Genomic DNA, 24,137 nt, shown 5'->3' on the forward strand with positions numbered 1-24,137 from the left:
GTATTCCAGTGCTGGCACGAGTTGCGTCCCCATTCGAAGACTTGCAGGACCCGCGCATGCGCGAGCTTGCCGGATACTGGCGCGAGGCCAGGGGACAGGCGATCGCACCGCGTATCGCCGACATCGATCCGTCCCGCTTCGCCCGGCTGCTTCCGGCGATCTGGATGTGCGACGTGGTCGACAACGATCCCCGCCGCCGTTTCCGATACCGCCTGATCGGCGACCATGTCCGCGTCGCCTACGGTGAGAACATCGTCGGCAGGACGCTGGAGGAACTGACGGTACCTTCTGCCATCGAACGTGTGGTCGGGTATTTCGCCGTCTGCGCGGACCCGGCCGTGGTGCACATGACGGGACGCCTGTTCGCGGAGAGTGAACGGCCGGCCTCGGGCGAACGCCTGCTGCTGCCGTTCTTGTCCAATGACGGCAGCCGGGTCAGCCGCATCCTGGGCGCGACACTGCATTCCTGGGCGCTTGAACGCGGCCGGTCGCTGGCGACGGCACCGGCGCATCAGATCCGCACCTTCATCCCGGCCAATGGCGGCCCGGCCTGGTGCGAGGACTGGCTGGAGACGCCTGCCGCCGCCGCTATCTCGTGATGATCTCAGGTCCCATGAAGGCCGTCGGCAGGAAGGTCGAGATCCACGGCACATAGGTCACGATGATCAGGAAGATGAACAGGATGCCGAGCCATGGCAGCGCCGCCCGCACGACATCCATCATCGGCATGCCGGCAACGCCCGACGTGACGAACAGGTTCAGACCCACGGGCGGCGTGATCATGCCGATTTCCATGTTCACGACCATGATGATGCCGAGATGGATCGGGTCGATCCCCAGTTCGATGGCGATCGGGAAGACAAGCGGCGCGACGATCACGATCAGGCCGGACGGCTCCATGAACTGGCCGCCGATCAGCAGTATGATGTTGACCACGATCAGGAACATGACCGGCCCGAAGCCGGCGGCCAGCATCGCCTCGGCGATCGATTGCGGGATCTGCTCGTCGGTCAGGACATGCTTCAGGATCAGCGCGTTGGCGATGATGAACAGCAGCATGATCGTCAGCTTGCCGGCTTCCAGCAGCACCGCCTTGGTATCCGGGTGGACGAACACGCTCAGCAGGCTCAGCGGGTTGCGCCAGAAGCTCTTGCCGCCCTTCAGCGGCCCCATGTCCTTGTAGACGAAATTGGCGATGAAGAAGGCGTAGACGGCGGCGACCGCCGCGGCCTCGGTCGGCGTGAAGACGCCGCCATAAATGCCGCCCAGGATGATGACGATCAGGAACAGGCCCCAGCCCGCGTCGGCGCCGGCCCTGAGGATCTCCATGACGCCGGCCCACGGCTGCGCCGGCAGCCCCTTGAAGCGTGCGGCGATGTAGATGCCGATCATCAGCATGATGCCGGCGATCAGCCCGGGAATGACGCCGGCCAGGAACATGCGGCCCACCGAGACATCCACCGCGGACGCGTAGACGACCATCACGATGGAGGGCGGAATCAGGATGCCGAGCGTGCCGGCGTTGCAGATGACGCCAGCGGCGAATTCGCGGCTGTAGCCGACCTTGATCATGCCGGCGATGACGATGGTGCCGATGGCCACCACGGTGGCCGGCGAAGAGCCCGACAACGCCGCAAACAGCATGCAGGCGAAGACGCCGGCGATGGCGAGACCGCCCCGGAAATGGCCGACGCAGGCGATGGCGAAGCGGATGATGCGGTTGGCCACGCCGCCGGTGGACATGAAAGCCGAGGCGAGGATGAAGAAGGGAATCGCCAGCAGGGTGTAGTGGCCCGCGAAGGCGTTGAAGAGCGTCTGGGCGATCGAACCGAGCGAGCTGTCGGAAAAGAGCAGCAGGAAGATGATCGACGATAGCCCCAGGCCCACCGCGATCGGCACGCCGATCAGCAGGAAGCCGATGACAAGGGCGAAGAGAAGGACGACTTCCATCGATCAGTTCCTGTCCCTGGCGGCCATCTTGTCGACCGGCGACTCGCCGTCGTCGTCGATCTCGGCCTCGTGTGCGGCGATCAGGGTTTTCTGAGTGCCCCGGAGTATCCGCCAGCCGGCCTGCAGAAACCGGAAGGTCAGCAGCGCCATGCCGAGCGGCAGGGCGAAATAGGGGATGAACCGCGGCAGTTTCTCATAGGGCTCGCCCTCGTTCAGCGTGTCCTCGAGGAACTTGAGGAAGCCCGGCATCGGGATGTCGTTGACCTCGTACCAGACCTGCTTGCCGGCGAACGGGGCCCAGTACTCCCAGGCGCCGACCAGCAGCAGGCCGGAGAACACAAGGCAGCAGGCGACGGAAAGAAGCGCCAGCACTCTCTGCGCGGCGGGCGACACCATGTTGATGATGGCGTCGACGCCCAGATGGGCGGTCGTCTTGACGCAATAGCTGGCGCCGAGGAGCACCAGCCAGGCGAATAGGAAGACCGTCGCCTCCAGCGCCCAGAGGATATTGTCGTTGAAGACGTAGCGGGCAATGACGTTGGCGAAGGTTATCAGCGTCATCAGTCCGAGGATGACGGCAATCAGCGTCTCCTCGATCTGGTCGATGATCCCGCCCGCGCCTGGATGCGGCTTGCTGGACATGCCGTCCCTCCCCTCCGGTGCGGCAACCCGGCGAGCGGACCGCCCCCTTCAGAGGGCGGTCCGGCCGGAAACCGTCAGTTGGACGGGTTGTAGGAAACGGCCGCCTGGATCAGGTCCTGCCCGATACCGTCGGCGAACTGGTCCCAGACCGGCTTCATGGCGTCGACCCAGGCCTGGCGCTGTTCGGGCGTCAGGGTGCGGATCGTCGTGCCGGCGTCGATGATGTACTGCTTGTTCTGCTCGTTCACCGCGGTCGACTCGGCGTTACGCGCCTCGGTCACCTCGCCGAGAATGGTCTCGAGCTGGCTGCGGACATCATCCGGCAGACCCTCCCAGAACTCGGTCGAGGTCACGACCAGATAGTCGATGATACCGTGGTTGGTCTCGGTGACGCCGTCCTGCACCTCGAAGAACTTCTGGCCGTAGATGTTGGACCAGGTGTTCTCCTGGCCGTCCACGACGCCAGTCTGCAGCGCGCCGTAGACCTCGGAGAAGGCCATTTTCTGCGGGTTGGCGCCGAGCGCCTCGAACTGGGCCTGCAGCACGTCGGACGGCTGGATGCGGAACTTCAGCCCCTCGGCGTCGGAAGGCAGCACCAGCGGCTTGTTGGCAGACATCTGCTTCATGCCGTTGTGCCAGAAGGCCAGGCCCAGCAGACCGCGGCGCTCCATCGAACGCTTCAGCTTCTGGCCATCGGGCGAATTCTGGAAGCGGTCGACCGCGTCGACGTCGACGAAGACGAAGGGCAGGTCGAAGACGCGGAACTTCTTGGTGAAGGTCTCGAACTTCGACAGCGAGGGGGCGGCCATCTGGACGTCGCCCTGCAGCATCGCCTCGAGAACCTGATCGTCGTTGTAGAGCTGGCTGGACGGGAACACCTGCATGCAGGCCTTGCCGTTCATCTCGTCGTTGATCCGCTGCTCCAGCAGCGACGCGGCGATGCCCTTGGGGTGCTTGTCGGTGTTGGTGACGTGGCTGAACTTGATGACGATCTCGCCGTCATCGCAATTCGCCTGGGCGGCGCCCGCCGCCACAACCATGGCCGCCGCGGCGGCAATCGTGGTAACAAACCGCATCGTTTCCTCCCTGACTCGGCTTATTCGACTAGAATTTGTAGGCGACATCGGGGTGGGCTGCAATGCTGCCCAGCGTATGGCGCAGATCGGAAACGCAGCAGGCGTCCGTATCGGCTCGCATGCGGGACGGAAACAGTTGGGAGCGCCGTCGTAAGATGGCCCGCAGAAGCGACGATGAAGCCCCGGGCGGCGACCTGGCCGAACTGCTCGAGCAGCTTGGGCGGGGCGACGAATCCGCCCTGAAGACGCTCTACGACCGGACCAGCGCGAAGCTGTTCGGCGTCATCTCCGGCGTCGTCGGCCCGGGGACGGACGCCGAGGACACCCTGCAGGAGGTCTATCTCAAGATCTGGCGCCAGGCGCATCGCTATGACCGGTTCCGCGCGCGGCCGATGACCTGGATGATCGTCATCGCGCGGAACGCCGCCATCGACCGGCTTCGCAGTGCGGGGCGGCGGCCGGTCACTGACACGATGGATGGCGTGGATCCGCCGGATACCGATCCCGGCGCATTCGAGCGTCTGGCGCTGAGCGAAGAAGCCGCCCGATTGCGGAACTGTGTAGAAGAACTGGGGACCGAGCAGGCCAAGTGCATCCGCCTCGCCTATGTTGACGGATATTCTCATGCCGAGCTTGCGGAAAAGCTCGATATCCCGCTCGGCACGATCAAGAGCTGGATCCGTCGAAGTCTCGCGAGACTGAAGGAGTGTCTGGACCGTTGAGCATGGACGATCAGGACAGATTGTCGCCCGAGGAGCGGGACGCCCTGGCGTCCGAGTTCGCGCTCGGCGTGCTCGATGGCGCCGAGCGGGAGGCCGCCGAGAGGCTGGCTTCACGCGACCCGGCATTCCGGCAGATGGTCGAGGCCTGGCAGAACCGGCTGGCGGGCCTGTCGGAACTGACCCCGGACGTTGCGCCGCCCGATACGGTCTGGCCGCGTATCGAGGCGGCCATGCTGCGCGAGAGCGCCGTAGGCAAACAGACGGACAAGCCGGGCGGGCTCTTTTCCAGCCTGTGGTTCTGGCGGGGATGGGCAGCGCTGGCCACAGCCGCCGCCGTCATTCTGGCCGTCGTCTTGTTGCCGGGAGATCCCGTCAGGCAGGACAGCTACGTCGCCCTGTTGACCACCGAGGCAGAGGATGGCGGGTTCATGGCCACGGTCGATCTGGAAACCGGCATGATGGCCGTCATTCCCCTGCAAACCGACGCCACCACCGGCGGCCGCGTGCACGAATTGTGGTTGATCGCCCCCGACGCGGAAAGGCCGACTTCGCTTGGCGTCATCGACGCCCGCTCGGCGCTTCCGCTGCCGGCGGCGGCCCGGCCCGGCGCCACGCTTGCCGTGAGCCTGGAGCCGTCCGGCGGCTCCCCCACCGGCCTTCCGACGGGCCCCGTCGTCTATCAGGGACGCCTCCGCGCCATCGCCAAATAGGTCCTGCATCCACCCGGGAGAGGTCGTCGTAGCTGATGGTACCGCGCGCCACCAATGGACGTGCGGCATGCCAACAGCGGAGTTCTTCCCACGATGTCACGTCTTCTCGCCACAGCCTCCGGGCTTCCGGAAATCAGCCGCCGCTTCTTCCTGTCAGGCGCCGGCAAGGCCACCCTTTCCGCCAGCGCAGTCGCCATGCTCGCGGCCTGCGAAACCGGCGCCGCCTCCCACAGCGGCGGCGACTCCATGGCCGACGCCAAGGCGGACAGCGATATTCTGAATGTCGCGCTCGGGCTGGAACATGAAGCCATCGCAGCCTATCAGCTCGGCGCCGAGAGCGGCCTGCTGCAGAAGCCGGTCCTGCAACTTGCCGTCCAGTTCCAGAGCCACCACAAGGCGCATCGCGACGCCCTGATCGCGACCGTGCAGAAGCTCGGCGGAACACCGGCCGAGGCGAGCACGCTGGGCGAATATGCCGAAGGACTGGGCGCCGGCACCCTGAAGAGCCAGGCCGACGTCCTGACCCTCGCGGCACGGCTGGAGAAGGGTGCGGCCAACGCCTATCTCGGCGTGATTCCGTCATTCGCCGACAAGGATCTGGCGCAGATCTCGGGCCGTCTGGCCGCCGACGAGACAATGCACTGGACCGTTCTGGCGCAGGCGATCGGCGAGCAGTTGCCGGCCAACGCCCTCAGCTTCGGCGCCTGACCGGGCATCCAATGCGCGCGCAGACAATTCCACTGGTCCTGGCGGCGGTCGTCCTCTGTACCGCCGCCCACGCCGCGGACGCCGGGAATGGACGGCTGCTTTACGAAAGCCGCTGCATCGGCTGCCACTCGCCCGACGCCAACCGCGTCGGCCCGAAGCACCGCGGTGTCGTCGGCCGCGCCGCAGGGAGTGTTTCAAGCTTCCGGTACTCGGAGGCGCTGAAGGACAGCGGCATTGTCTGGACGCCCGAGGAACTCGACCGCTGGCTCGCCGGTCCACGGTCGATGGTCCCCGGCACCCGCATGACATTCAGCGTACGCCATGCGGCTGACCGGGCGGACATCATCGCTTACCTGAGACGTCTCGCCCCCGGCCAGCGTTAGGCGATGGTGCACGGGGGCGTCGGAAGCATCCCCCCGCTTCCGGCGCCCACCGGCGCCGCTTCATCCATTCGGCGCGATCAGGCGAGATCCGCGGCCAGCGCCTTTTTCTGCTCATCGCTCAGGATCGCGATGTGATTGTAGTTGTCGTGGGTAATCCGAAGCTGGACCTCGGCAGAGCCGTCCTTCAACGCCGCGATCTGCTTGTCCGACAGCGGGAACAGGAAAAAGTGGACCGAGGAGGCCTTGCCGTCGGCGGTCGTACGGTCGAGATCGTCCTCCGCCTCGCCACGGACCTCTTCCCCGCCAATAACCAGCACAACGGCATGTTCAATGCCGCCCAGCTTCGACAGTTCGCGCGCCCGGCGCACGGGATCGGCGATCTGCAGCATCATGGTGGCCGTCAGGTTGCGCCCGTTCGGCACCAGCGAGGCATAGGCCTCGAGCTCGTCGGCAAGCTGTTCTTCGCCGCCGCCCTCGACCCGCAGCATCTCCTGGATCTGCCACCACATGGTGAACCAGCTCTCGAAGAAGAAGGATGCGAAAGGGCCGACATCGACGCGCCGGTGGGTCTTGTGGGTCCGCAGTTCGGCCTGCTTTTCCTTGCGCTGCGCGTCGAAGGTCGCGTTATCGACGATGTCGGCAGCGGTCAGTTCGGTCTTCATGGCAATCGTCATGTGTCAACTCCACGAAAGTTGTCACGGACGCGGCGTCGGGGCGCCGCGTCCCGTCTATCGGATTCAGCAACGCCCGGGCGTCAGATCAGGCCGCAGGCCTTCGCGAAAAGCTCCACGGGGTGATGAGCAACCTTGGGCGGCGCCTTGAAGTTCTCGGCGTTCTCCTCGTGCACCATCTCCATGCCCTGGAGCATGTGCATGCCGGCCAGCGGGCATTCGGAGGCCACGTAGGTCTTGTCCTCGCGGCCCGCGGCGCGGAAGGCATTCTTGCCGACCTTCAGGGCCGTGTCGAAGTTCTCCTTCTTCACGCCCCAGCTACCGCCATGGCCCGAGCAGCGCTCGATCACCTTGATGTCGCCCTCCGGGATCAGGCGCAGCATCTCGGCGGCCTTCTGGCCGATGTTCTGCGCCCGCGCGTGGCAGGCCAGATGCAGGCTGACGCCGCCGTCCAGCGGCTTGGGCTCGACGCCGAGCCCCTCGTTCTTCGCGATCTCGACGATGTACTCGGTGATGTCGCGGGTCGATTCCGCCAGCCGCTTGACCGCGGGGTCGTCAGGCAGGATCAGCGGCCATTCGAACTTGAGCATCAGGGCGCAGGACGGCACCAGGGCGACGATGTCATAGCCCTTGTCCAGCCAGGGCTTCATGGCCGAGGCCACGTTCTTCGCGCGGCGGGCGACATCCTCGATATCGCCCTGCTCGAGCTGAGGCATGCCGCAGCATTCCGGATAGTCGACGACGGTCTCGACGCCGTTCGCAGCCAGAATGGCCTGTGCGGCTTCGCCGATGCCGGGATTGTTGTAGTTCACGAAACAGGTGGCGTAGAGCACCGCCTTGCGGCCGGCAGCCGGCGCATCCTTGTTCACTTCCGGGCCGTGCGCGGCCGCCGACTTGAAGCTCTTCGCATGATACTTCGGCAGGTCGGCGCGGCGGTCGACGCCCGCAATGTCTTCCAGGATCGGCCGCGTGATCTTGTTGTCCAGCTTCGATGCCCAGTTAGCGAGCGGCGCGGTTGCGCCCATCAGCTTGCCGTTGCGGTCAGTCTTCGACAGCTGCTTGTCCCAGAACCCGGTCTTGCCGCCCTTGTGCTCGGCGGCGCGGTAGCGAAGCATCAGATGCGGGAAGTCCAGCATGAATTCGTGCGGCGGCGTGTAGGGGCAGGTCGACATGAAGCACATGTCGCAGAGCGTGCAGGCATCGACGACCGGCTTGAAGTCGTCGGAAGAAACGGTGTCCAGTTCACCGGACTCGCTCTCGTCGATCAGGTCGAACAGGCGCGGAAAGCTGTCGCAGAGATTGAAGCACAGACGGCATCCGTGACAGATGTCGAACACCCGCCGCAGTTCCTCGTCGATCGCTTCAGCGTTGTAGAAATCCGGGTTCTGCCAGTCGATAGGGTGCCGCTCGGGGGCCGCCAATCCGCCTTCGCTCATCGGACGATCCTCGTCTTATTGGTCGTGGTTTCGAGAATATGTTCGCGCCGGGGCGCGGCCGGTGCCGGGCGGCGGCGCTGTCGCCGCCGCCCGAACCGGTAGGGGCTGTATCAGCCCATCGAGTCCAGGGCCTTCTGGAAGCGGCCCGCGTGGCTCTTCTCGGCCTTGGCCAGGGTCTCGAACCAGTCGGCGATCTCGTCGAAGCCCTCGTCGCGCGCGGTCTTGGCCATGCCCGGGTACATGTCGGTGTACTCGTGGGTCTCGCCCGCGATCGCGGCCTTCAGGTTCTCCTCGGTGGAGCCGATCGGCTCGCCGGTCGCCGGGTCGCCGACTTCCTCGAGGAACTTCAGGTGGCCGTGCGCATGGCCCGTTTCGCCCTCGGCGGTCGAACGGAACACGGCGGAAATGTCGTTGAAGCCTTCGACGTCAGCCTTCTGGGCGAAATACAGATAGCGGCGGTTGGCCTGGGACTCGCCGGCAAACGCTTCCTTCAGGCTCTCTTCGGTCTTGCTGCCCTTGAGCGACATGATCTTCTCCTCCAGTGAACGTGATCTTTCGCGCACGACCCCTGTGCGCTGGCGAAGAGTTAAGTCACGTGGAGGATGGAGTCAATAGTTTAGAATTATTCCAAACTATTGAGAATCGCTATCAGGAAGGGGTGCGGCGTCGGTGAGCCGGATGATCACCTCTGCGCTCGCCACCCTTGTACCGTCCGGCGCCGCCGGCAGATCACCCAGACGAATCGCTTCGCCCGGAATGTCGGTCAGCTGACCTGTGCGGTCGTGATAGAAATGATGGTGCTGCGACACGTTGGTGTCGAAGTAGGAGCGGCCCGGATCGACCACGACTTCCCGGATCAGACCGGCGCGGGTGAACTGGTTGAGACAGTTGTAGACGGTCGCCAGCGATACGGCGACGCCGTCGCGCAGCGCCTCGTCATAGAGTTGCTCGGCCGTCACATGACGGTCGCCCTGCCGGTACAGCAGTTCGGCCAATGCCATACGCTGCCGCGTCGGACGCAGCCGGGCGGCGCGAAGCCTCTGAGAAATATCTGTCATTTCAACGCTCGACATGGCCCCTATATAGCGACGATACCGGAAAAACAGAAGACCTGGTCGATCAGGTCCTCTCTCCGGCCCCGGAAAGCACGGGATTATCGGGTTTTGCGTGTCGGATGATACGGTTATAGTCCCGCCGCAGAATAATGGAGACAGCCGGCCGCCATGCCGGCACAGGAGAGCCGAGGCCCACATCTTGACCGAACGCCAATCCAGTTTCAGCTACGAAGAGCTTCTCGAGTGCGCCCACGGGCGGATGTTCGGCGAAGGCAACGCCAGACTGCCGCTGCCGCCGATGCTGATGTTCGACCGCATCATCCGGATCAGCGAGGACGGCGGCACCTACGGCAAGGGCGAGATCGAGGCTGAACTGGACGTCAAGGCGGACCACTGGTTCTTCGAATGCCACTTCGAGAGCGATCCGGTCATGCCCGGCTGCCTGGGGCTGGACGCGCTGTGGCAGTCCGTCGGGTTCTTCCTGGGCTGGCTCGGCCTGCCCGGCCGCGGCAGGGCGCTGGGTGTCGGCGAGGTGAAATTCGCCGGCGAGGTGCTGAAAAACGTCAAGAAGGTCACCTATCATCTGTCGATCAAGCGTACGATCGCGCGCCGGCTGGTGATGGGCATCGCCGACGGCGTCGTGAAGGCCGACGGCAAGGAAATCTATACCGCCAAGGACCTGCGGGTCGGACTTTTCCAGGCCGCCGAAAACAGAGGTTGATCCGTTGAAACGCGTCGCCGTCACCGGCCTCGGAATCGTCTCGTCCATCGGCAACAATGCCGCCGAGGTTCTCGACAGTCTCCGCAACAGCCGCTCCGGCATCGAGTTTGCGCCCGAGTATGCCGAAGTCGGCATGCGCAGCCAGATCCACGGCTCCATCAATCTCGATCCGGCCGAGCACATCGACAAGCGCATACTGAGGTTCATGGGCCTCGGCGCGGCGTGGAACTACGTCGCGATGCAGGAGGCCATCACGGATGCCGGCTTGGAGGAGTCCGACGTCTCCAATCCGCGCACGGGCGTCATCGCCGGTTCGGGCGGTCCCTCGACCTCCAACCAGGTGCAGGCCGCCGATACGGCCCGGGAGAAGAGCGTCAAGCGCATCGGCCCGTTCATGGTGCCGCGCTGCATGTCGTCCACGAATTCCGCCAACCTGTCGACGGCATTCAAGATCAAGGGCATGAGCTACTCGATCTCGTCGGCCTGCTCGACCAGCGCGCACTGCATCGGCAACGCCTACGAAGCGATCCAGCTCGGCAAGCAGGACGTCATGTTCGCCGGCGGCGGAGAGGAGCTGCACTGGACCCTGTCCATGCTGTTCGACGCGATGGGTGCGATGTCGACGAAGTACAACGACAACCCCCAGAAGGCCTCCCGCGCCTATGACCGCGACCGGGACGGCTTCGTCATCTCCGGCGGCGGCGGCATGCTGGTGCTCGAGGAGATGGAACACGCCAGGGCGCGCGGCGCGAAGATCTATGCCGAGATCGTCGGCTATGGCGCCACCTCCGACGGCGTCGACATGGTCGCGCCCTCGGGCGAAGGCGCGGTGCGCTGCATGAACCTGGCGCGTGCGACCATCGGCAACACGAAGGTCGACTACATCAACGCCCACGGCACCGCGACACCGGTCGGCGACATCGTCGAGCTGAACGCGGTCCGCGAGGCGTTCGGGGATGCACTGCCGCGGGTAAGTTCGACCAAGAGCCTCACCGGCCACAGCCAGGGCGCCGCAGGCGTGCAGGAGGCGATCTATTCGCTGCTGATGCTGCACCACGATTTCCTGACGCCGTCGGTGAACATCGACAATCCGGATGAAGGCGTCGGCGATTTCCCGCTGGTCTACGAGCGGGTCGACAATGCCGGCCTGAACTGTGTGATGTCGAACAGCTTCGGTTTCGGCGGCACCAACGCCAGTCTCGTCTTCAAGAAGCTGGCGGACTGACCGATGGCTGCCGAGGGAATTCTGGCAGGCCGCCGCGGCCTGATCATGGGCGTCGCCAACGACCACTCCATCGCCTGGGCCATCGCGAAGGCCTGTCACGAAGCGGGCGCAACGCTCGGCTTCACGTACCAGGGCGACGCGATGCTGAAGCGGGTGCGCCCGCTGGCCGAATCGATCGGGGCCGACTTCCTGGAGAACTGCGACGTCACCGCCGAAGGCGACCAGGAACGCGTCTTCGAGCGGATCGGCAAGGAATGGGACCGGCTGGATTTCGTGGTCCACGCCATCGCCTTCTCCGACAAGAACGAGCTCAAGGGGCGCTACGTCGACACGACCGTGGAGAATTTCACGCGGACGATGGAGATCAGCTGCTACTCCTTCACCGAGACTGCGCGCTGCGCCGCGCCGCTGATGACAGACGGCGGCAGCCTGCTGACGCTGTCCTTCTCGGGCGCCGAGCGCTGGATGCCCAGCTACAACGTCATGGGCGTGGCGAAGGCCGCACTGGAGACCAGCGTGCGGTACCTGGCCGTCGATCTCGGCCGCGAGAGCATTCGGGTCAACGCCATTTCGGCGGGCCCGATGCGCACCGTTTCAGGCGCGGCCGTGGGCGATGCCCGCTACGTGTTCGGCTATGTCCGGGATCATGCGCCGCTGATGCGCGCCATCACGCACGAGGATGTCGGCGGCGCCGGCGTCTATTTCCTGTCGGATCTCTCGACCGGCGTGACCGGCGAGGTCCATCACGTCGATGCCGGCTACAACGTCATCGGCATGATGAACCCGCACCAGCTCGACAAGGACTGACCGGCCCTACGCCGCGACCGTCTTGCCCTTGAAGCGGCAGACGTCGTTCACGACACAGGCCGGACAGTCGGGCTTGCGCGCCTTGCAGACATAGCGCCCGTGCAGGATCAGCCAGTGATGCGCATGCTGCAGGTAGGGTGCAGGCACGCGCTTCAGCAGTTTCTGCTCCACCTCCAGCGGCGTCTTGCCCTTGGCAAGGCCTGTCCGGTTCGAGACTCGGAAGAGATGCGTGTCTACGGCGATGGTCGGCTGTCCGAACCAGATGTTCAGCACGACATTGGCGGTCTTGCGCCCGACGCCGGCGAGCGTCTCCAGCGCCTCGCGGTCCGGCGGCACCTCGCCGCCATGATCCGCGATCAACTGCTCGCTCAGCTTGATGACGTTCTTCGCCTTGTTCTTGTAGAGGCCGATGGTCTTGATGAAGTCGCGGACCTTCGCCTCGCCCAGCGCCAGCATCTTGTCGGGTGTGTCGGCGATCGCGAAGAGCGGACCGGTCGCCTTGTTGACGCCGACATCGGTCGCCTGCGCCGACAGCACAACGGCGACCAGCAGGGTGAAGGCGTTGGTGTAGTCCAGCTCGCCCTTCGGCTCCGGATTGGCCGCCTGCAGCCGCTGGAAGAAGGTCTCTCGTTCTTGCCTGTTCATGCCCGCATAGGAGCGTCAGCGGCCGGCGGATTCAACCAGATAAGCCTCGAGACAGCGCAGACTGCTGTACCAGCCCTCGCCGTGGCCAGCAGCGTTGTCCGCGTCGGCGAATTTCTCGTGCACCAACTTCAGAAAGGTACCGTCGCCATCCGCGGCGAGTTCGATCGTGACAAGCGTCTCGATGCCTGTCGCTTCGGGCATCAGCCAGAGCCAGGTCATGACGAGCTTGCGGCCTTCCTCGATGGTCAGGAACCGGCCCTTCAGCGGATATTCGCCCCCGTCCCCGGCGCGCATGACCAGCCGGTACTCGCCGCCCTCCCGGAAGTCGAACTGCTCGATCTCGGCTTCCATGCCTTCGGGGCCGTACCAGGCCGCCACGCGCGCCGGATCGCAGAACGCGCGCCACACCTGGGACACCGGCGCCGCGAACCGGCGTTCGATGGCGCAACGCCAGATATCACCTTCCGCCCTGACATCTGCGGCCTCAGCCGTCATGTGGCGCCACCTCGTCCTCCAGCAACGCTTCCAGCCGGTCGAGGCTGCCGCTCCAGAAGGCCCGTTGCTGTTCGATCCAGGCTTTCGCGTCTCTGGCTCCGTCCGGATCAATGCTGCAGCGTTTCATGCGCCCGTCCCGTCTGCGGATGATCAGCCCCGCATCTTCCAGCACGTTCAGATGCTTGGTGATTGCCGGCATCGACATCTCGAAGGGCTCGGCCAGTTCAGACACCGTCGCCTCGCCCTCGCCGAGCCGCTCCAGCATGGCGCGCCGGGTCCGGTCGGACAGCGCACCGAAGATGCGGTCGAGCCGCGCCTCTTGATTAACCATTCGGTTAAAATATCAGACTGCCATCATTCCGCAAGCACGAACGCTCAGGGCAGCGGCGAGACGCCCATGATCGCGGTGTGGAAGTGCAGGATCGCGAGGAAGAGTACGATCCCGATGGCCAGCCGCCACCATTTCAGCTCGGCCACGGCCAGGCGGTTGCGGCCCTGCAGGATGGCGAGGAACGGAACCACCGAAGTGACGGCGGCGAAGCGGTCCCATTCGGCGCCCAGCGACCGGGCGCGACGGCCGTCGATCAGCTGCGTGCCGGCGGCGGACAACAGGCCGAGACCGCCGAAGAAGATCAGCGCCTTCAGGTCGCCCCGGACGATCAGATGCGCCAGCGACCAGATGACGACGCTGGTCAGGAAGGGGTGGCGCGTGATGCGGACGAAACCTGTCGCCGGCTCGCCGCTCGCAGGCACCTTGCCGCCGACCGAGGTGGGATTGCTGCCGATCAGACCGCCGATGCCCAGCACGAGCGCGATGAACATCAGCAGAATGCTGAGATACTGCAGCGGACCCGCGTTGTACCAGAGGAAGGCCCCGTTCGGCGCGGCATTGAAGGCCATCACCATCCAGACGAGACCGATCAGCGAAATGACCGAGAAGACCGCGGAATAGGTCCCCTCTCCGATCCGCCCCACCAGCGCCGCACGCAACGGGGTCGCCGGTACGACGTGGACAAGGATGAAGAACAGGGTCGCCAGAACCAGTCCGCTCAGCTCTCCGACAGGCATGCCGTCATCACTCCGTCTTGCCGCCCTCGGCGGCCGCTTCCTGCTGATAGAACTCTATGCGCTCACGGGCACGCGGATGACCCGACTTCGCCGCAGCCTCCAGCCAGAACATGGCGCTCTCCAGGTTCTTTTCCACACCGCGGCCGGTGGCGAGATGATTGCCAAGGAGATACTGCGCGTCGGGCAGTCCCTGTTCCGCAGCCAGGCTGTACCACTCCACGGCCGCCCTCTGATCCGCAGGCGCTCCGGCGCCTTCGGCACGCCAGACCCCCATCTGGAACTGCGCTTCCGGAAACCCGGACTGCGCCGCCCGCTTCACCAGCGCCAGACCCTCCGACGCATCCTTCGGCACGCCGCGACCCTGCATGTACAACTGGCCCAGGGCGAACTGCGCCTGCGGCAATCGCTGCGCCACGGCCTTGCTTATCCAGGCAACGCCAGTTTGCGGGTCAGGTTCGCCGTAATGGTCGGTGAGGTACAGGACGCCAAGATGGTACTGCCCCAGCGCGTCCCCTTTGTCCGCCGCCGCCCTGAACAGCTCCTCCGCCCTTTCCCGGGACTGCTCGCCGTCGATACCCTGATAGTAGTAGACGCCGAGATTGGCCTGCGAGGCGGCATGTCCCTGCGAGGCGGCAAGCTGGAACATCGCCCGCGCCCGCCGCGGATCCGGCGTCAGTACGCCGAGACCGCTGGCGTAGAGCAGGCCCATTCTGTACTGGCCCTTGGCCACGCCATTTTCCGCCGCGAAGGTCAGCGCTTCCAGCGCCAGCGAGAAATCCTCGGGGCTTTCGCGCTGATCCAGCAACAGGATACCCAGTTCGGCAGCCGCATCGGCCGAACCCGCGGCGGCGGCCTCCTGCAGCCAGTACCGCGCCGACTTCAGGTCGTGGTCGGGGTGGCCCGGCTTCAGGTAGTAGATGCCGAGATCGTATTGCGCGGAGACCTCGCCGTTCCGCGCACGGTCCCAGAGCTCCGGCGGCGGATCGGCCAGCGCCGGGCCTGCGGCGGCCAGCAGTGCGCCGGCCGCCAGCAGGGCAAGACTCAGTCGGCGGAGGCCACGGAGCGCCCCGCCTCGGTCAGCCGGCACACCAGCCAGTCGGGCTTGATCGGATTGTCGAACCATGGTTCGGCCCAGCCTTTCTCGATACAGGCGCGGACGGTGCGGGCCGATACGGCCTGCCCGTCCTGATCGAACAGCGGGAGCTTGCCGCCCGGCTGAGTCAGGCCGCGCCTGAGATAGTTCATCTGCGCCGCAGTGGGCGCTTCGGTTCCCAAGACTGTCCCCTGATGCCGCCCCATCGGCGAAAGCTACATCAGCGGAGGGAATCGGCAAAGCGGCGGATCGCCGAAAGCGTCTCGCCGGTCCGGTCCCTGTGGGGCGAATGTCCGCAGGCCGGCATCATGAGTGTCTCGTGCCGGACGGTCAGCCCTGCCGCGATGCCTTCCACCTGCGCCGGCGTACCGTATTCGTCGTCCTCGCCCTGGATCACCAGACACGGCACATCGATACCGGGCAGATACTCTTCAAGGTTCCAGTCCTCGAAGTCGCCGCTCAGCCACGCATCCGCCCAGCCGAGGAAGGCGCAATCCGTGTTGGCGCCGTGATAGCGCGAGAGGGCCTCCTTGAGACGGCCCAACTCATAGCCCTTCTTCGCCTTCGCGATGGATTCGATGCTTACGGGTTCGCTGAAGATGTGGGCGGCCAGCGTCACCACACCCCGGAGCCCCGGCTCCGCCGCACCGCCCGCATTGATCAGCGCGATCGAACCGCCGTCGGAATGGCCGACCAGCAGGTGCGGTCCGATCTCCAGCGCGCGCAGCAGTTCTGGCAGCACGTCCAGCGCCTCGTCATGCATGTAGCTGATCGGCCTGGGCAGCACGCAGGGCGCCGAACCGCCATAGCCGTAGCGGCTGTAGGCCAGCACACGCAGGCCGGTCGCATCCGACAGGCGGTCGGGAAAATCGCGCCACAACGCCACGCAGCCCAGCCCCTCGTGCAGCAGCACGATGACCGGGTCCGCGGCGTCGCTGACCGGCGGCCCGAACCAGGCATACTCCACGGCACCTCGGGAGAGTTCGACGCTGTCCATGGCGCCGCTCATGTCAGTCGCGCAGTTTGAAACGCTGCGTCTTGCCGGTCGCCGTCTTCGGCAGTTCGTCAACGAAGTTGATCCATCGCGGATACTTGTAGGGCGCGAGGCGGTCCTTCACGAAGGCCTTGAGTTCGGCTTCAAGCGCCGGCCCGCCCGTCTGTCCATCGGCCAGCAGGATGAAGGCTTCGGGCTTGATCAGCTCGTCATCGTCGGCCCGGCCCACGATCGCGGCCTCGACGACGGCCGGATGGGCGGCCAGAGCCGAATTCGACCTCGAACGGCGAGACCCAGATGCCGCTCACCTTCAGCATGTCGTCCGAGCGGCCCTGGTAGACGTAGCAGCCGTCCTCGTCGACGGCATACTTGTCGCCTGTCCGCGTCCAGGGACCGTGGAACGTCTCCATGCTCTTTTCGCGGTTGTTCCAGTAGGCAATCGCCGAAGACGGACCGTTGACCCAGAGGTCGCCGATCTCGCCGTCCGGCACGGGCTGGCCGTTCTCGTCGGTCAGCTTCGTCTCGTAGCCGGGCACCGGCTTTCCGGTCGTGCCGTACTTCACGTCGCCGGGGCGGTTGGACAGGAAGATGTGCAGCATTTCGGTCGAGCCGATGCCATCGACGATCTCCACGCCGAAGCGCTGGTTCCAGCGCTCGCCGATGTCGCGGGGCAGCGCTTCGCCTGCCGAGACGCAGACACGCAGCGCGGCATCGGGCTTGGCCGGCTTGACCTTCGGGTCTGCCAGCATGCCCGCATAGAGCGTCGGCACGCCGTAGAAGATGGTCGGATCGTGCTCCGAAAAGCGCCTCATCACGGCATCCGGCGTCGGCCGTTCCGCCATCAACACCGCCTTGGCGCCAGCCCAGAGCGGGAAAGTCATGCCGTTGCCCAGCCCATAGGCGAAGAACAGCTTGGCCGCGGAAAACACCACGTCGTCACCGGTGATCTTGAGCACCTGCTGGCCGTAGAGCACCGCCGTATTGATCATGTCGGAGTGGATGTGTACCGCGCCCTTCGGACGGCCTGTCGAGCCGGAGCTGTACAGCCAGAAGCAGGGTTCGTCGGCGACGGTGTCGGCCGTGGCGAGCCGGGTGTCGGCCTCGGCCATGATCGCCGACAGGGTGGTCTCGTCAGCAGGCGCGTCACCCGCGACGATGACGTCCCGCACCCAGGGCTGGCCAGGCAGCGCTTCCTTCAGCACCGGGTAGAGCGCGTCGGAGACAATCAGCGCCTTGGCGCGCGAGTCCTGCAGCATGTAGGCGTAGTCGCCCGCGGTAAGCAGCGTGTTGACCGGTACCGGCACGATGCCGGCCTTGATGGCGCCGAAGAACACAGCCGGAAAATCGACGGTGTCCAGCATCGCCATCATGATGCGGTCCTCGGGGCCGAGCCCCATCGCCTTCAGCGCGTTGCCGGCGCGGTTCACGCGTTCGGCCAGTTCCGCAAAGGTGATGCTCTCGCGGTCGTCGACGAAGGCGATCCGGTCGCCGCGTCCCTCGGCAATGTGGCGATCGATGAAGTCGGACGCCGCATTGTAGCTGCGGGGAATGGAAATCGCCGGCGGGGTCGAACCCCAGGTCACGCTCGCAAAATTGGTCATACGCCTGCCTCCCTCAAGCTGACTGTTCGTCCGCCTCCAGCAGTTTCAGCCAGTCCTTCACCCATTCCACGCCCCGCTCTTCCGGCATTTCGGCGCTGCTTGCATCATGCGCATGGCGTTCGCCGATCTGGCGCGCGCCGAGTTCCTTCATGATCTTCTCGAAGTGCTGGCCGCCATGGTTGAACGTGTCTGCATAGGTCGCGTCGCCCAGCCCGAACAGGCCGAAGCGGATGCCATTCAGATCGGGGCGGTTGTCCTGCAGCGACTCGAGAAAATCCAGGGCGTTGTCCGGCACTTCCCCCTGACCGTAGGTCGACGTGACGATCAGATAGACCATGTCCCGGTCATCGAAGGCGGTTTCGTCCAGATCGTCCATCAGCCGGATCTCGACGTCGCGCCCATCGGCCTCCTCGATGGCCGCCTGCATGTCCTCGGCAACCATCTCGGCGGTGCCGGTCATGGTTCCGACAAGTATCGCGATCGGTTCGGACATGTGCACGCTCCGCTGCCACGTGAAATCAGGCCGCCGGATATACGACAATCACCCCTCGCATACCAGAAAAAATGCACTATAATGCATGAATGGCACTGATCGATCGGGCAGACGCCGAGACGGAACCGGCAGAATCCTTCCTCCAGCAGGTGGGCGGACGGGTGCGCGCCGCCCGCGCCCGCCACGGCATGACCCGCAAGGACCTCGCAAAGCACTCCGGTGTGTCCGAACGGCACCTCGCACAGCTCGAGTCGGGCAAGGGCAACATCTCCATCGTTCTCCTGCGTCAGGTCGCCGGCGCGCTGTCGACGCCCATGGCCGGCCTGCTGGAAGATACCGTGCAGGGTGCGCCGGACCGGAGGCTGCTCGACGGCATTCTTGACAGGCTCAGCCTGCCCCAGCTTGCCGAGGCCCGGCGGCTGATGCAGGACCGCTTCGCGCAGGATCTCGACCGGGAGAAGCGTCTGACGCTGATCGGCCTGCGCGGCGCGGGCAAATCGACCGTGGGCCGCCTGGTGGCCCGGAGGTCCGGCGTGAGTTTCATCGAGTTGGCGGAAAAGATCGAGCAGATGGCCGGCATGAACCTGTCGGAGATCTTCGAATTCTCGGGCCAGGCCGGCTACCGCCGTCTGGAACGCGAGGCGCTGAGCACCATCCTCGACAGCGGCGAGCCCTTCGTGATGGCAACCGGCGGTGGCATCGTTTCCGATCCGTCGACGTTCCAGTTCCTGCTGCAGCACAGCTTTACGGTGTGGCTCAAGGCGGCGCCCGAGGCGCATATGGCGCGCGTCGTGGAACAGGGCGACCAGCGGCCGATGGCCGGCAACAGGGAGGCCATGCAGGACCTCAACCGCATTCTCGAGACCCGCGAACCGCTCTACGCCAAGGCCGACCGGATCGTGGATACAACCGGACTGGCGCCGGAGATGGTTGCCGACCGGGTCATGCGGCACTGGAAGACGCAGAACCCCTGACTGTTTCCCGCATTGCGATCAGCCTTTCTCCGCGCTGTTCGCAATTTGCGATTGGTTGCGGATTTGGCTGCCGCATTGAGACAACTCCAATTCGACCCACGCGGGTATCTAAGCACTTCGCCGCCCTGGGCCGGGGCAGAAGCGGCGTTCAGAGAGGAAAACCGCTCAATTGAGCGATCCCCGCACCGAATTGTGGCAATTTTGCTACGAAATGCCAAACCGCCGCGCGGGGTCGCCGGAATGGCCCGCGGCTTGCGTGACCGTATCACCGTTGGCGCGAGCGGGTGTGCGCGCCGGTTCGATGAAACAACCACCGGATCGAGACGGTTTGCCGAGGAGCAGGACACGATGATCGAAGCAGCGAGAAAGACACTGATTTCAGCGGCAGCGCTGATTGCGCTCGGGCTGGGCACCGCCCAGGCCGACATTGCCGCAGCCGACAAGCTCTTCGCCGAGGGCAATCACAAGGACGCCCTGCAGGCGTATGTGGATGCCGGCGGCGAGGGCGACGTCGAAGCCACCTACCGCGCTGCAGAGATGTTCGAGACCGGTCAGGGCACCGGCGGTCCGAAGATGGACAAGGCGGCCTCCTGGTATCAGGCCGCAGCACGCGCCGGCCACCTGGGCGCGCTGAACAAGCTCGCCGAGATGTTCAACGAAGGCCGTGGCGTCGAGCAGGACAAGGTCCAGGCCTGGACGCTGCTGAACATTGCCGCCCAGCGCGGCGATACCGACGCGGCTGCACGCCGCGACCAGATCGCAGCCGACCTGCGGCCCGGTCAGATCGCCGCCGGCGAACGCCGGACGGAGAAGCTGGCTTCGAAGTACCAGGGTTCCTGAACCCACAACGATCTCGGCAGAACGAGCGGGCGCGCCGGCATTCCGGCGCGCCCGTCTCCTTTTCCGCCGATTGCGTCAGGCCATTGCGGTCCGTGCTGCGTCGGAGTGTTCCTGCGGAACGCCCGCAAGACAGGTCGCCGGCAGGATCAGTGTGGCGATCAGCCCGCCCCCGGGACGGGGCCGGATGCTGACTTCCCCTGAATGGATTGCCGCCAGCTGCCGCGCGACGGCCAGGCCGACGCCGATGCCGTCCGCATTGGCAAAGGCCGGATCGGCAACCGATTCGAAAGGCTGCATGATGCGGTGAATGTCGGCGTCGGCGATGCCGACCCCGTCGTCGGTTACCGAAATGCGGACCGACTCCCGGTCGATCGACGCCGACATGACAACCCTAACGCCCGATCCGGCATGCTTGGCCGCATTGCCGATGAGGTTGCCCAGGATCTGCCGCAGCGACCGGCGGTCCATGACCAGAACGGGCCAGGGTGCGTCCCGGTCGATTTCCAGCAGGATGCCGGCCGCATCCGCGTCGGGCCGGACCATCGCCGCCGCGCGTCGGATTTCCCCCAGAACATCCACGGCCTCGCGCTGCAGCCTGACATTGCCGTCGTCCAGATCGGCGAGCGTGATCATGTTGTCGATGATCGCCATCAGACGCTGTGCGCTGCCGTGAACGTTCCCCGCATATTCGCGGTATTTCGGATTCTGGAACGGCCCGAGGGCCTCGGCGCTCATCAGTTCGGAGAAACCCATGATCGCATTCATGGGGGTGCGCAGTTCATGGCTGACATTGGCCATGATCCGTGACTTGGCGTCGGCGGCCTGCTCGGCCTGGACCTGGGCCGCGGCGAGCGCGGTGTTGCGGCGGTCGGCGAGATCGAGCGCCCGGCGCAACCGCCGCATCAGCAGCAGGAGCAGAAGGGCGATCAGCAGAATGCCGCCGCCAAGCCCCATCATCGGCGCCAGTGTCCTGAGGTCCCGGTCGAGATATTCGTCCAGCGAAGGCACCAGAGGCGGCATGCCGAGCGAAACCACCTGCACACCGCGGACATCCCCGATCTTCCAGTCATGCCGAGGCGAATCCGGGTGGGAGTTGTGACAGGCCACGCACCCCGCGCCCATCGCGATCGGTTTGGCGAACCTCAGCACCGGGGCGCCGGCGCCCTGATCCGGATCCACCCGGAAATAGCTCTCTTTCGTGCCATCCCCGAGGATCCGGAGCGCCTCCGCCTCGAAATCGCTCTGCGGACCGCCGTTCTCCCGGCCCCGGAAGGGGTAGTCGCTGTAGAAGCGGAAGCTGCCGGGGCGGATGAGATCGCTCATCCAGAGCCCCATCTCGATGGTCATGGTGGCCGGCGGCGGCACGGCGCCCTCGACCCTGTGATAGTCGGTGCTTATCGGCACACCGTTCCGGTTGGCCGCCCCCACGACGACTTTCGTGTAGTAGTCGCGGAAGACCGTCAGCATCGAGGAATAGGACCGGGCACTCTCCAGCGTCGTACGCGTCCGGAGGTCATCGAGCACCAGCGCCGCCATCAGTGTCGCCATGCCGAGACCGACCGCCAGAAAGACGCCGGCCGCGACGGCCAGGCGCATCATGGCTCGAAGAAATCGTCTGAACGGAGCCGGATGCTGTGGTTCCGGAATCATGGGTGCGGTCACTCGCCTCTCACGCGTACACGCTTCCGATAGTGCCGACCTGCAGTTAAATTTCAGTTTCGGAACAGAATGGCGAGACCGGGGGGAGTTGACGCTATGCCGGAACAGGGGTCGATCCTTCTCGGCGCCATCGCGGACGACATGACCGGCGCGACGGACCTCGCGCTGATGCTGGCCAGAGGTGGCATGGCGACAGTCCAGGTCATCGGCCCGGATGCGGTCGTGGAATCGCCGCCCGGGACCGAGGCGGTCGTCGTTGCGATGAAGTCGAGGACGAACCCGCCCGAGGATGCGATCCGGATGTCCTTGGCGGCCTGCGAGACGCTGCTTGAGCGTGGCGCACGGCAGATCCTGTTCAAGTATTGCTCGACCTTCGATTCGACGGACCGCGGGAACATCGGACCCGTGGCCGACGCCCTGCTGGAGCGGCTTGGCGCGCATATCGCCGTCGCCTGCCCGGCCTTCCCCGCGACCGGCCGGACGATCTACCGGGGCCACCTGTTCGTTAACGGCCGGCTGCTCTCCGAATCCGGCATGGAAAATCATCCGCTGACCCCGATGACGGACCCCGACCTGGTGCGGGTGCTTTCACGCCAGAGCCGCAACCCGGTCGGCCTGGTGCCACTCGAGTCCGTCACCGAAGGTCCGGAAGGCATCCGGAACCGGCTCGCGGCGCTGGCATCCGAAGGCGTCCGGCTGGCCATCGCGGATGCCGTTGCCGATGCAGACCTGCTGTCGCTCGGAGAGGCGCTGTCGGACGCGCCGCTGATCACCGGCGGTTCGGGAATCGCGCTCGGTCTGCCGAAGAACTTCCGCCGCCAGGGCCTTCTCGCCGGAGATGCGACCGGCGACTTCTCGCCACCCGCGGGGCCGGCAGCCATTCTCTCCGGCAGTTGCTCGGTCGCGACCAACGAGCAGGTCGCTCGTGCACTGGACGCCGGGATCCCCGGTTTCCGTCTGACGCCGGAGGCAGCGATGAATAACGACGGTATCTTGGACGAGATTCTAGGCTGGGCATCGGAACGGCGGCAAGATGGCCCGGTGCTGATCCACGCAACAGCGCCGCCGGCCAAGGTGCAGGCTGCCCAGGCTGCATTCGGGCGCGAAGCGGCGGGCGCAGCGGTCGAGGGCGTGATGGGCGCGCTCGCCGCCGGTCTCGTTGCGAACGGCGTGCGGCGGCTGGTGGTGGCCGGTGGAGAGACGTCCGGCGCGGTCCTCGGCGCCTTGGGCACGCGGGCGCTGAGGATAGGGCCGGAGATCGCACCCGGGGTGCCGTGGACGCTGTCCGTGGGCGAGAGACCCCTGGCCCTGGCCCTGAAATCCGGCAACTTCGGCGGCCCGGATTTCTTTCGGGATGCACTGGGCATGATCGGCAGTTAGGATTCGGCGACCCAGTAACCCAGCCGGATCAAAGCCATGATCGACGACGCGCCGCTCATCAAGTTGAAGAAGAACCCGCCGCGTCCCGGCAATGCGCAGATCGAGGCGCTTCGTGGCACGCCGACGGGTTTCGTCGTCGATGCCCTCTACGGCGGTGGCGCGATGGATTACCGCATCAAGCCCTCCGTCGCCGGCCAGAGCGATTTCTGCGGCGTCGCGGTCACCTGCCAGGCGGGACCCGCGGACAATCTGGCCGTGCTCGCTGCCCTGCCCCAGGTCCGCCCCGATGACGTGATCGTGGCCGCCACCGATGCCTATTACGGCACAGCGGTGGTCGGCGATCTGGTCATGCAGATGGCGAAGAACCGGGGCGCGGTCGCGCTGGTGACCGATGGCTGCGTGCGCGACACGCCGGGGATCGCCCATGTCGGCCTGCCCTGCTTTGCAGCGGGCGTGACGCCGAATTCGCCGGCCAAGAACGGGCCGGGGACGGTGAACCTGCCGGTCGTGGTCGGCGGCGTCGCGGTCGAGGCCGGCGACATGCTGGTGGGCGATGTTGACGGCGTGGTCGTCATTCCGTTCGCGAAGATCGATGCCGTGATCGCGCGGCTGGACGACGTCCGGGCGGCGGAGGCGAAGACGCTGGCGGCAGTCGAGGGCGGGCTCGGCGTGCCCGGACATATCGAGGAACTCTACAAGAGCGGCCGGGTCGAGGAGATCGACTGACAATGCAGGCCGCCGTTTCGGGGGAGCAGGAATTGAGCAAGGTGAGGGAAGCGGGCGGGCGCG

General features: G+C 65.6%; 30 protein-coding genes. 12 read left to right on the forward strand and 18 right to left on the reverse strand.

Features of this window, described 5'->3' with window-relative positions; genetic code table 11:
• The first annotated feature begins 56 nt into the window (after positions 1-56).
• Positions 57-599 (forward strand): PAS domain-containing protein, encoded by a 543-nt coding sequence (locus tag ACMVY4_RS20155; protein WP_416897738.1) that lies wholly within the window; start codon positions 57-59, stop codon positions 597-599.
• On the opposite strand, the gene ACMVY4_RS20160 is transcribed toward ACMVY4_RS20155, so the two are convergent.
• The 3 genes from ACMVY4_RS20160 to ACMVY4_RS20170 form a co-directional block, all read right to left on the reverse strand.
• Positions 589-1,950 carry a TRAP transporter large permease gene (locus ACMVY4_RS20160; protein ID WP_416897739.1) on the reverse strand — a complete coding sequence of 454 codons (1,362 nt, stop codon included), beginning with the start codon at positions 1,948-1,950 and terminating at the stop codon, positions 589-591. The genes ACMVY4_RS20155 and ACMVY4_RS20160 overlap by 11 nt on opposite strands.
• 3 nt (positions 1,951-1,953) lie before the next feature.
• Positions 1,954-2,592: a TRAP transporter small permease gene (locus ACMVY4_RS20165; RefSeq protein WP_416897740.1), complete on the reverse strand. Its 639-nt coding sequence runs from the start codon at positions 2,590-2,592 to the stop codon at positions 1,954-1,956.
• A gap of 74 nt (positions 2,593-2,666) precedes the next feature.
• The gene (locus ACMVY4_RS20170) at positions 2,667-3,668 is read right to left on the reverse strand and encodes a TRAP transporter substrate-binding protein (protein ID WP_416897741.1); all 1,002 of its coding nucleotides are present in this window, start codon (positions 3,666-3,668) and stop codon (positions 2,667-2,669) included.
• A 155-nt stretch (positions 3,669-3,823) separates the two neighbouring features.
• On the opposite strand from ACMVY4_RS20170, the gene ACMVY4_RS20175 reads away from it, so the two are divergent.
• The 4 genes from ACMVY4_RS20175 (at position 3,824) to ACMVY4_RS20190 (ending at position 6,191) form a co-directional block, all read left to right on the forward strand.
• Positions 3,824-4,390 (forward strand): sigma-70 family RNA polymerase sigma factor, encoded by a 567-nt coding sequence (locus tag ACMVY4_RS20175; protein ID WP_416897742.1) that lies wholly within the window; start codon positions 3,824-3,826, stop codon positions 4,388-4,390.
• 2 nt (positions 4,391-4,392) lie between these two features.
• Positions 4,393-5,100 carry an anti-sigma factor domain-containing protein gene (locus tag ACMVY4_RS20180; RefSeq protein WP_416897743.1) on the forward strand — a complete coding sequence of 236 codons (708 nt, stop codon included), beginning with the start codon at positions 4,393-4,395 and terminating at the stop codon, positions 5,098-5,100.
• 93 nt (positions 5,101-5,193) lie between these two features.
• Positions 5,194-5,808 (forward strand): ferritin-like domain-containing protein, encoded by a 615-nt coding sequence (locus ACMVY4_RS20185; protein WP_416897744.1) that lies wholly within the window; start codon positions 5,194-5,196, stop codon positions 5,806-5,808.
• An 11-nt stretch (positions 5,809-5,819) separates the two neighbouring features.
• Positions 5,820-6,191, forward strand: a complete 372-nt coding sequence (locus ACMVY4_RS20190; RefSeq protein ID WP_416897745.1) for a c-type cytochrome — start codon at positions 5,820-5,822, stop codon at positions 6,189-6,191.
• A 77-nt stretch (positions 6,192-6,268) separates the two neighbouring features.
• On the opposite strand, the gene ACMVY4_RS20195 is transcribed toward ACMVY4_RS20190, so the two are convergent.
• The 4 genes from ACMVY4_RS20195 to irrA form a co-directional block, all read right to left on the reverse strand.
• Positions 6,269-6,865: a DUF3501 family protein gene (locus ACMVY4_RS20195; RefSeq protein WP_416897746.1), complete on the reverse strand. Its 597-nt coding sequence runs from the start codon at positions 6,863-6,865 to the stop codon at positions 6,269-6,271.
• An 80-nt stretch (positions 6,866-6,945) separates the two neighbouring features.
• Entirely contained in the window at positions 6,946-8,298 is a 1,353-nt protein-coding gene (locus tag ACMVY4_RS20200; protein WP_416897747.1) for a heterodisulfide reductase-related iron-sulfur binding cluster, read from the reverse strand.
• Positions 8,299-8,408: 110 nt separating this feature from the next.
• Entirely contained in the window at positions 8,409-8,825 is a 417-nt protein-coding gene (locus tag ACMVY4_RS20205; RefSeq protein WP_416897748.1) for a rubrerythrin family protein, read from the reverse strand.
• Between the two features lie 105 nt (positions 8,826-8,930).
• Positions 8,931-9,371: an iron response transcriptional regulator IrrA gene (irrA, locus tag ACMVY4_RS20210; protein ID WP_416897749.1), complete on the reverse strand. Its 441-nt coding sequence runs from the start codon at positions 9,369-9,371 to the stop codon at positions 8,931-8,933.
• Positions 9,372-9,612: 241 nt separating this feature from the next.
• Between irrA and fabA the strand changes: the two genes are divergently transcribed.
• The 3 genes from fabA to ACMVY4_RS20225 are packed head-to-tail and all read left to right on the forward strand — an operon-like array spanning position 9,613 to position 12,106.
• Positions 9,613-10,074 carry a 3-hydroxyacyl-[acyl-carrier-protein] dehydratase FabA gene (gene fabA / locus ACMVY4_RS20215; protein WP_416900362.1) on the forward strand — a complete coding sequence of 154 codons (462 nt, stop codon included), beginning with the start codon at positions 9,613-9,615 and terminating at the stop codon, positions 10,072-10,074.
• Between the two features lie 4 nt (positions 10,075-10,078).
• The gene (gene fabB, locus ACMVY4_RS20220; protein WP_416897750.1) at positions 10,079-11,299 is read left to right on the forward strand and encodes a beta-ketoacyl-ACP synthase I; all 1,221 of its coding nucleotides are present in this window, start codon (positions 10,079-10,081) and stop codon (positions 11,297-11,299) included.
• Between the two features lie 3 nt (positions 11,300-11,302).
• Positions 11,303-12,106, forward strand: coding sequence for an enoyl-ACP reductase FabI (locus ACMVY4_RS20225; protein WP_416897751.1), 804 nt, complete (start codon positions 11,303-11,305; stop codon positions 12,104-12,106).
• 6 nt (positions 12,107-12,112) lie between these two features.
• Here ACMVY4_RS20225 and nth read toward each other — a convergent pair whose 3' ends face one another.
• The 10 genes from nth to ACMVY4_RS20275 form a co-directional block, all read right to left on the reverse strand.
• The gene (gene nth, locus ACMVY4_RS20230; protein WP_416897752.1) at positions 12,113-12,751 is read right to left on the reverse strand and encodes an endonuclease III; all 639 of its coding nucleotides are present in this window, start codon (positions 12,749-12,751) and stop codon (positions 12,113-12,115) included.
• Positions 12,752-12,766: 15 nt separating this feature from the next.
• Entirely contained in the window at positions 12,767-13,246 is a 480-nt protein-coding gene (locus ACMVY4_RS20235; protein ID WP_416897753.1) for an SRPBCC family protein, read from the reverse strand.
• Positions 13,236-13,577 (reverse strand): ArsR/SmtB family transcription factor, encoded by a 342-nt coding sequence (locus tag ACMVY4_RS20240; RefSeq protein ID WP_416897754.1) that lies wholly within the window; start codon positions 13,575-13,577, stop codon positions 13,236-13,238. Before ACMVY4_RS20240 ends, ACMVY4_RS20235 begins: the two co-directional genes overlap by 11 nt.
• Before the next feature lie 44 nt (positions 13,578-13,621).
• A complete protein-coding gene (locus ACMVY4_RS20245) occupies positions 13,622-14,314 on the reverse strand; it encodes an NnrU family protein (RefSeq protein ID WP_416897755.1) in 693 nt (230 codons plus the stop codon).
• Between the two features lie 7 nt (positions 14,315-14,321).
• Complete coding sequence (locus ACMVY4_RS20250) at positions 14,322-15,401, reverse strand: SEL1-like repeat protein (RefSeq protein ID WP_416897756.1); 1,080 nt, start codon at positions 15,399-15,401, stop codon at positions 14,322-14,324.
• On the reverse strand, positions 15,356-15,559 hold the full coding sequence (locus tag ACMVY4_RS20255) for a hypothetical protein (RefSeq protein WP_416900363.1): 204 nt from the start codon (positions 15,557-15,559) through the stop codon (positions 15,356-15,358). The genes ACMVY4_RS20250 and ACMVY4_RS20255 overlap by 46 nt, the downstream gene beginning before the upstream one ends.
• A gap of 68 nt (positions 15,560-15,627) precedes the next feature.
• The gene (locus ACMVY4_RS20260; RefSeq protein WP_416897757.1) at positions 15,628-16,416 is read right to left on the reverse strand and encodes an alpha/beta fold hydrolase; all 789 of its coding nucleotides are present in this window, start codon (positions 16,414-16,416) and stop codon (positions 15,628-15,630) included.
• 1 nt (position 16,417) lies between these two features.
• Positions 16,418-16,630, reverse strand: a complete 213-nt coding sequence (locus ACMVY4_RS20265; RefSeq protein ID WP_416897758.1) for an AMP-binding enzyme — start codon at positions 16,628-16,630, stop codon at positions 16,418-16,420.
• A complete protein-coding gene (locus ACMVY4_RS20270; protein WP_416897759.1) occupies positions 16,611-18,002 on the reverse strand; it encodes a benzoate-CoA ligase family protein in 1,392 nt (463 codons plus the stop codon). The genes ACMVY4_RS20265 and ACMVY4_RS20270 overlap by 20 nt, the downstream gene beginning before the upstream one ends.
• Positions 18,003-18,015: 13 nt before the next feature.
• Positions 18,016-18,495 (reverse strand): flavodoxin domain-containing protein, encoded by a 480-nt coding sequence (locus ACMVY4_RS20275; protein WP_416897760.1) that lies wholly within the window; start codon positions 18,493-18,495, stop codon positions 18,016-18,018.
• An 89-nt stretch (positions 18,496-18,584) separates the two neighbouring features.
• On the opposite strand from ACMVY4_RS20275, the gene ACMVY4_RS20280 reads away from it, so the two are divergent.
• Positions 18,585-19,469: a helix-turn-helix transcriptional regulator gene (locus ACMVY4_RS20280; protein WP_416897761.1), complete on the forward strand. Its 885-nt coding sequence runs from the start codon at positions 18,585-18,587 to the stop codon at positions 19,467-19,469.
• A 348-nt stretch (positions 19,470-19,817) separates the two neighbouring features.
• Positions 19,818-20,309, forward strand: coding sequence for a tetratricopeptide repeat protein (locus tag ACMVY4_RS20285; protein WP_416897762.1), 492 nt, complete (start codon positions 19,818-19,820; stop codon positions 20,307-20,309).
• A gap of 75 nt (positions 20,310-20,384) precedes the next feature.
• Here ACMVY4_RS20285 and ACMVY4_RS20290 read toward each other — a convergent pair whose 3' ends face one another.
• Complete coding sequence (locus ACMVY4_RS20290; protein ID WP_416897763.1) at positions 20,385-21,908, reverse strand: ATP-binding protein; 1,524 nt, start codon at positions 21,906-21,908, stop codon at positions 20,385-20,387.
• Positions 21,909-22,064: 156 nt separating this feature from the next.
• Between ACMVY4_RS20290 and otnK the strand changes: the two genes are divergently transcribed.
• Both otnK and ACMVY4_RS20300 read left to right on the forward strand, forming a co-directional pair.
• Positions 22,065-23,348 carry a 3-oxo-tetronate kinase gene (gene otnK / locus ACMVY4_RS20295; protein WP_416897764.1) on the forward strand — a complete coding sequence of 428 codons (1,284 nt, stop codon included), beginning with the start codon at positions 22,065-22,067 and terminating at the stop codon, positions 23,346-23,348.
• Between the two features lie 36 nt (positions 23,349-23,384).
• Positions 23,385-24,074 (forward strand): RraA family protein, encoded by a 690-nt coding sequence (locus tag ACMVY4_RS20300; protein WP_416897765.1) that lies wholly within the window; start codon positions 23,385-23,387, stop codon positions 24,072-24,074.
• The last annotated feature ends 63 nt before the right edge of the window (positions 24,075-24,137 follow it).

Origin of the sequence: Minwuia sp., assembly GCF_048007105.1 — a bacterium.
Classification (GTDB): Bacteria; Pseudomonadota; Alphaproteobacteria; order Minwuiales; family Minwuiaceae; genus Minwuia.

Excerpts from the sequence above, each read along its gene's own strand:
- ACMVY4_RS20205 (WP_416897748.1), bottom strand. The coding sequence starts at position 8,825 with ATGTCGCTCAAGGGCAGCAAGACCGAAGAGAGCCTGAAGGAAGCGTTT.
- ACMVY4_RS20190 (WP_416897745.1), top strand. The coding sequence starts at position 5,820 with ATGCGCGCGCAGACAATTCCACTGGTCCTGGCGGCGGTCGTCCTCTGT.
- ACMVY4_RS20280 (WP_416897761.1), top strand. The coding sequence starts at position 18,585 with ATGGCACTGATCGATCGGGCAGACGCCGAGACGGAACCGGCAGAATCC.
- ACMVY4_RS20245 (WP_416897755.1), bottom strand. The coding sequence starts at position 14,314 with ATGCCTGTCGGAGAGCTGAGCGGACTGGTTCTGGCGACCCTGTTCTTC.
- ACMVY4_RS20195 (WP_416897746.1), bottom strand. The coding sequence starts at position 6,865 with ATGACGATTGCCATGAAGACCGAACTGACCGCTGCCGACATCGTCGAT.
- ACMVY4_RS20170 (WP_416897741.1), bottom strand. The coding sequence starts at position 3,668 with ATGCGGTTTGTTACCACGATTGCCGCCGCGGCGGCCATGGTTGTGGCG.
- ACMVY4_RS20235 (WP_416897753.1), bottom strand. The coding sequence starts at position 13,246 with ATGACGGCTGAGGCCGCAGATGTCAGGGCGGAAGGTGATATCTGGCGT.
- ACMVY4_RS20180 (WP_416897743.1), top strand. The coding sequence starts at position 4,393 with ATGGACGATCAGGACAGATTGTCGCCCGAGGAGCGGGACGCCCTGGCG.
- ACMVY4_RS20285 (WP_416897762.1), top strand. The coding sequence starts at position 19,818 with ATGATCGAAGCAGCGAGAAAGACACTGATTTCAGCGGCAGCGCTGATT.
- ACMVY4_RS20185 (WP_416897744.1), top strand. The coding sequence starts at position 5,194 with ATGTCACGTCTTCTCGCCACAGCCTCCGGGCTTCCGGAAATCAGCCGC.
- ACMVY4_RS20260 (WP_416897757.1), bottom strand. The coding sequence starts at position 16,416 with ATGAGCGGCGCCATGGACAGCGTCGAACTCTCCCGAGGTGCCGTGGAG.
- ACMVY4_RS20290 (WP_416897763.1), bottom strand. The coding sequence starts at position 21,908 with ATGATGCGCCTGGCCGTCGCGGCCGGCGTCTTTCTGGCGGTCGGTCTC.
- ACMVY4_RS20225 (WP_416897751.1), top strand. The coding sequence starts at position 11,303 with ATGGCTGCCGAGGGAATTCTGGCAGGCCGCCGCGGCCTGATCATGGGC.
- ACMVY4_RS20240 (WP_416897754.1), bottom strand. The coding sequence starts at position 13,577 with ATGGTTAATCAAGAGGCGCGGCTCGACCGCATCTTCGGTGCGCTGTCC.
- nth (WP_416897752.1), bottom strand. The coding sequence starts at position 12,751 with ATGAACAGGCAAGAACGAGAGACCTTCTTCCAGCGGCTGCAGGCGGCC.
- ACMVY4_RS20155 (WP_416897738.1), top strand. The coding sequence starts at position 57 with ATGCGCGAGCTTGCCGGATACTGGCGCGAGGCCAGGGGACAGGCGATC.
- ACMVY4_RS20270 (WP_416897759.1), bottom strand. The coding sequence starts at position 18,002 with ATGACCAATTTTGCGAGCGTGACCTGGGGTTCGACCCCGCCGGCGATT.
- fabA (WP_416900362.1), top strand. The coding sequence starts at position 9,613 with ATGTTCGGCGAAGGCAACGCCAGACTGCCGCTGCCGCCGATGCTGATG.
- ACMVY4_RS20200 (WP_416897747.1), bottom strand. The coding sequence starts at position 8,298 with ATGAGCGAAGGCGGATTGGCGGCCCCCGAGCGGCACCCTATCGACTGG.
- irrA (WP_416897749.1), bottom strand. The coding sequence starts at position 9,371 with ATGTCGAGCGTTGAAATGACAGATATTTCTCAGAGGCTTCGCGCCGCC.
- ACMVY4_RS20255 (WP_416900363.1), bottom strand. The coding sequence starts at position 15,559 with ATGAACTATCTCAGGCGCGGCCTGACTCAGCCGGGCGGCAAGCTCCCG.
- ACMVY4_RS20175 (WP_416897742.1), top strand. The coding sequence starts at position 3,824 with ATGGCCCGCAGAAGCGACGATGAAGCCCCGGGCGGCGACCTGGCCGAA.
- otnK (WP_416897764.1), top strand. The coding sequence starts at position 22,065 with ATGCCGGAACAGGGGTCGATCCTTCTCGGCGCCATCGCGGACGACATG.
- ACMVY4_RS20275 (WP_416897760.1), bottom strand. The coding sequence starts at position 18,495 with ATGTCCGAACCGATCGCGATACTTGTCGGAACCATGACCGGCACCGCC.
- ACMVY4_RS20300 (WP_416897765.1), top strand. The coding sequence starts at position 23,385 with ATGATCGACGACGCGCCGCTCATCAAGTTGAAGAAGAACCCGCCGCGT.
- ACMVY4_RS20165 (WP_416897740.1), bottom strand. The coding sequence starts at position 2,592 with ATGTCCAGCAAGCCGCATCCAGGCGCGGGCGGGATCATCGACCAGATC.
- ACMVY4_RS20160 (WP_416897739.1), bottom strand. The coding sequence starts at position 1,950 with ATGGAAGTCGTCCTTCTCTTCGCCCTTGTCATCGGCTTCCTGCTGATC.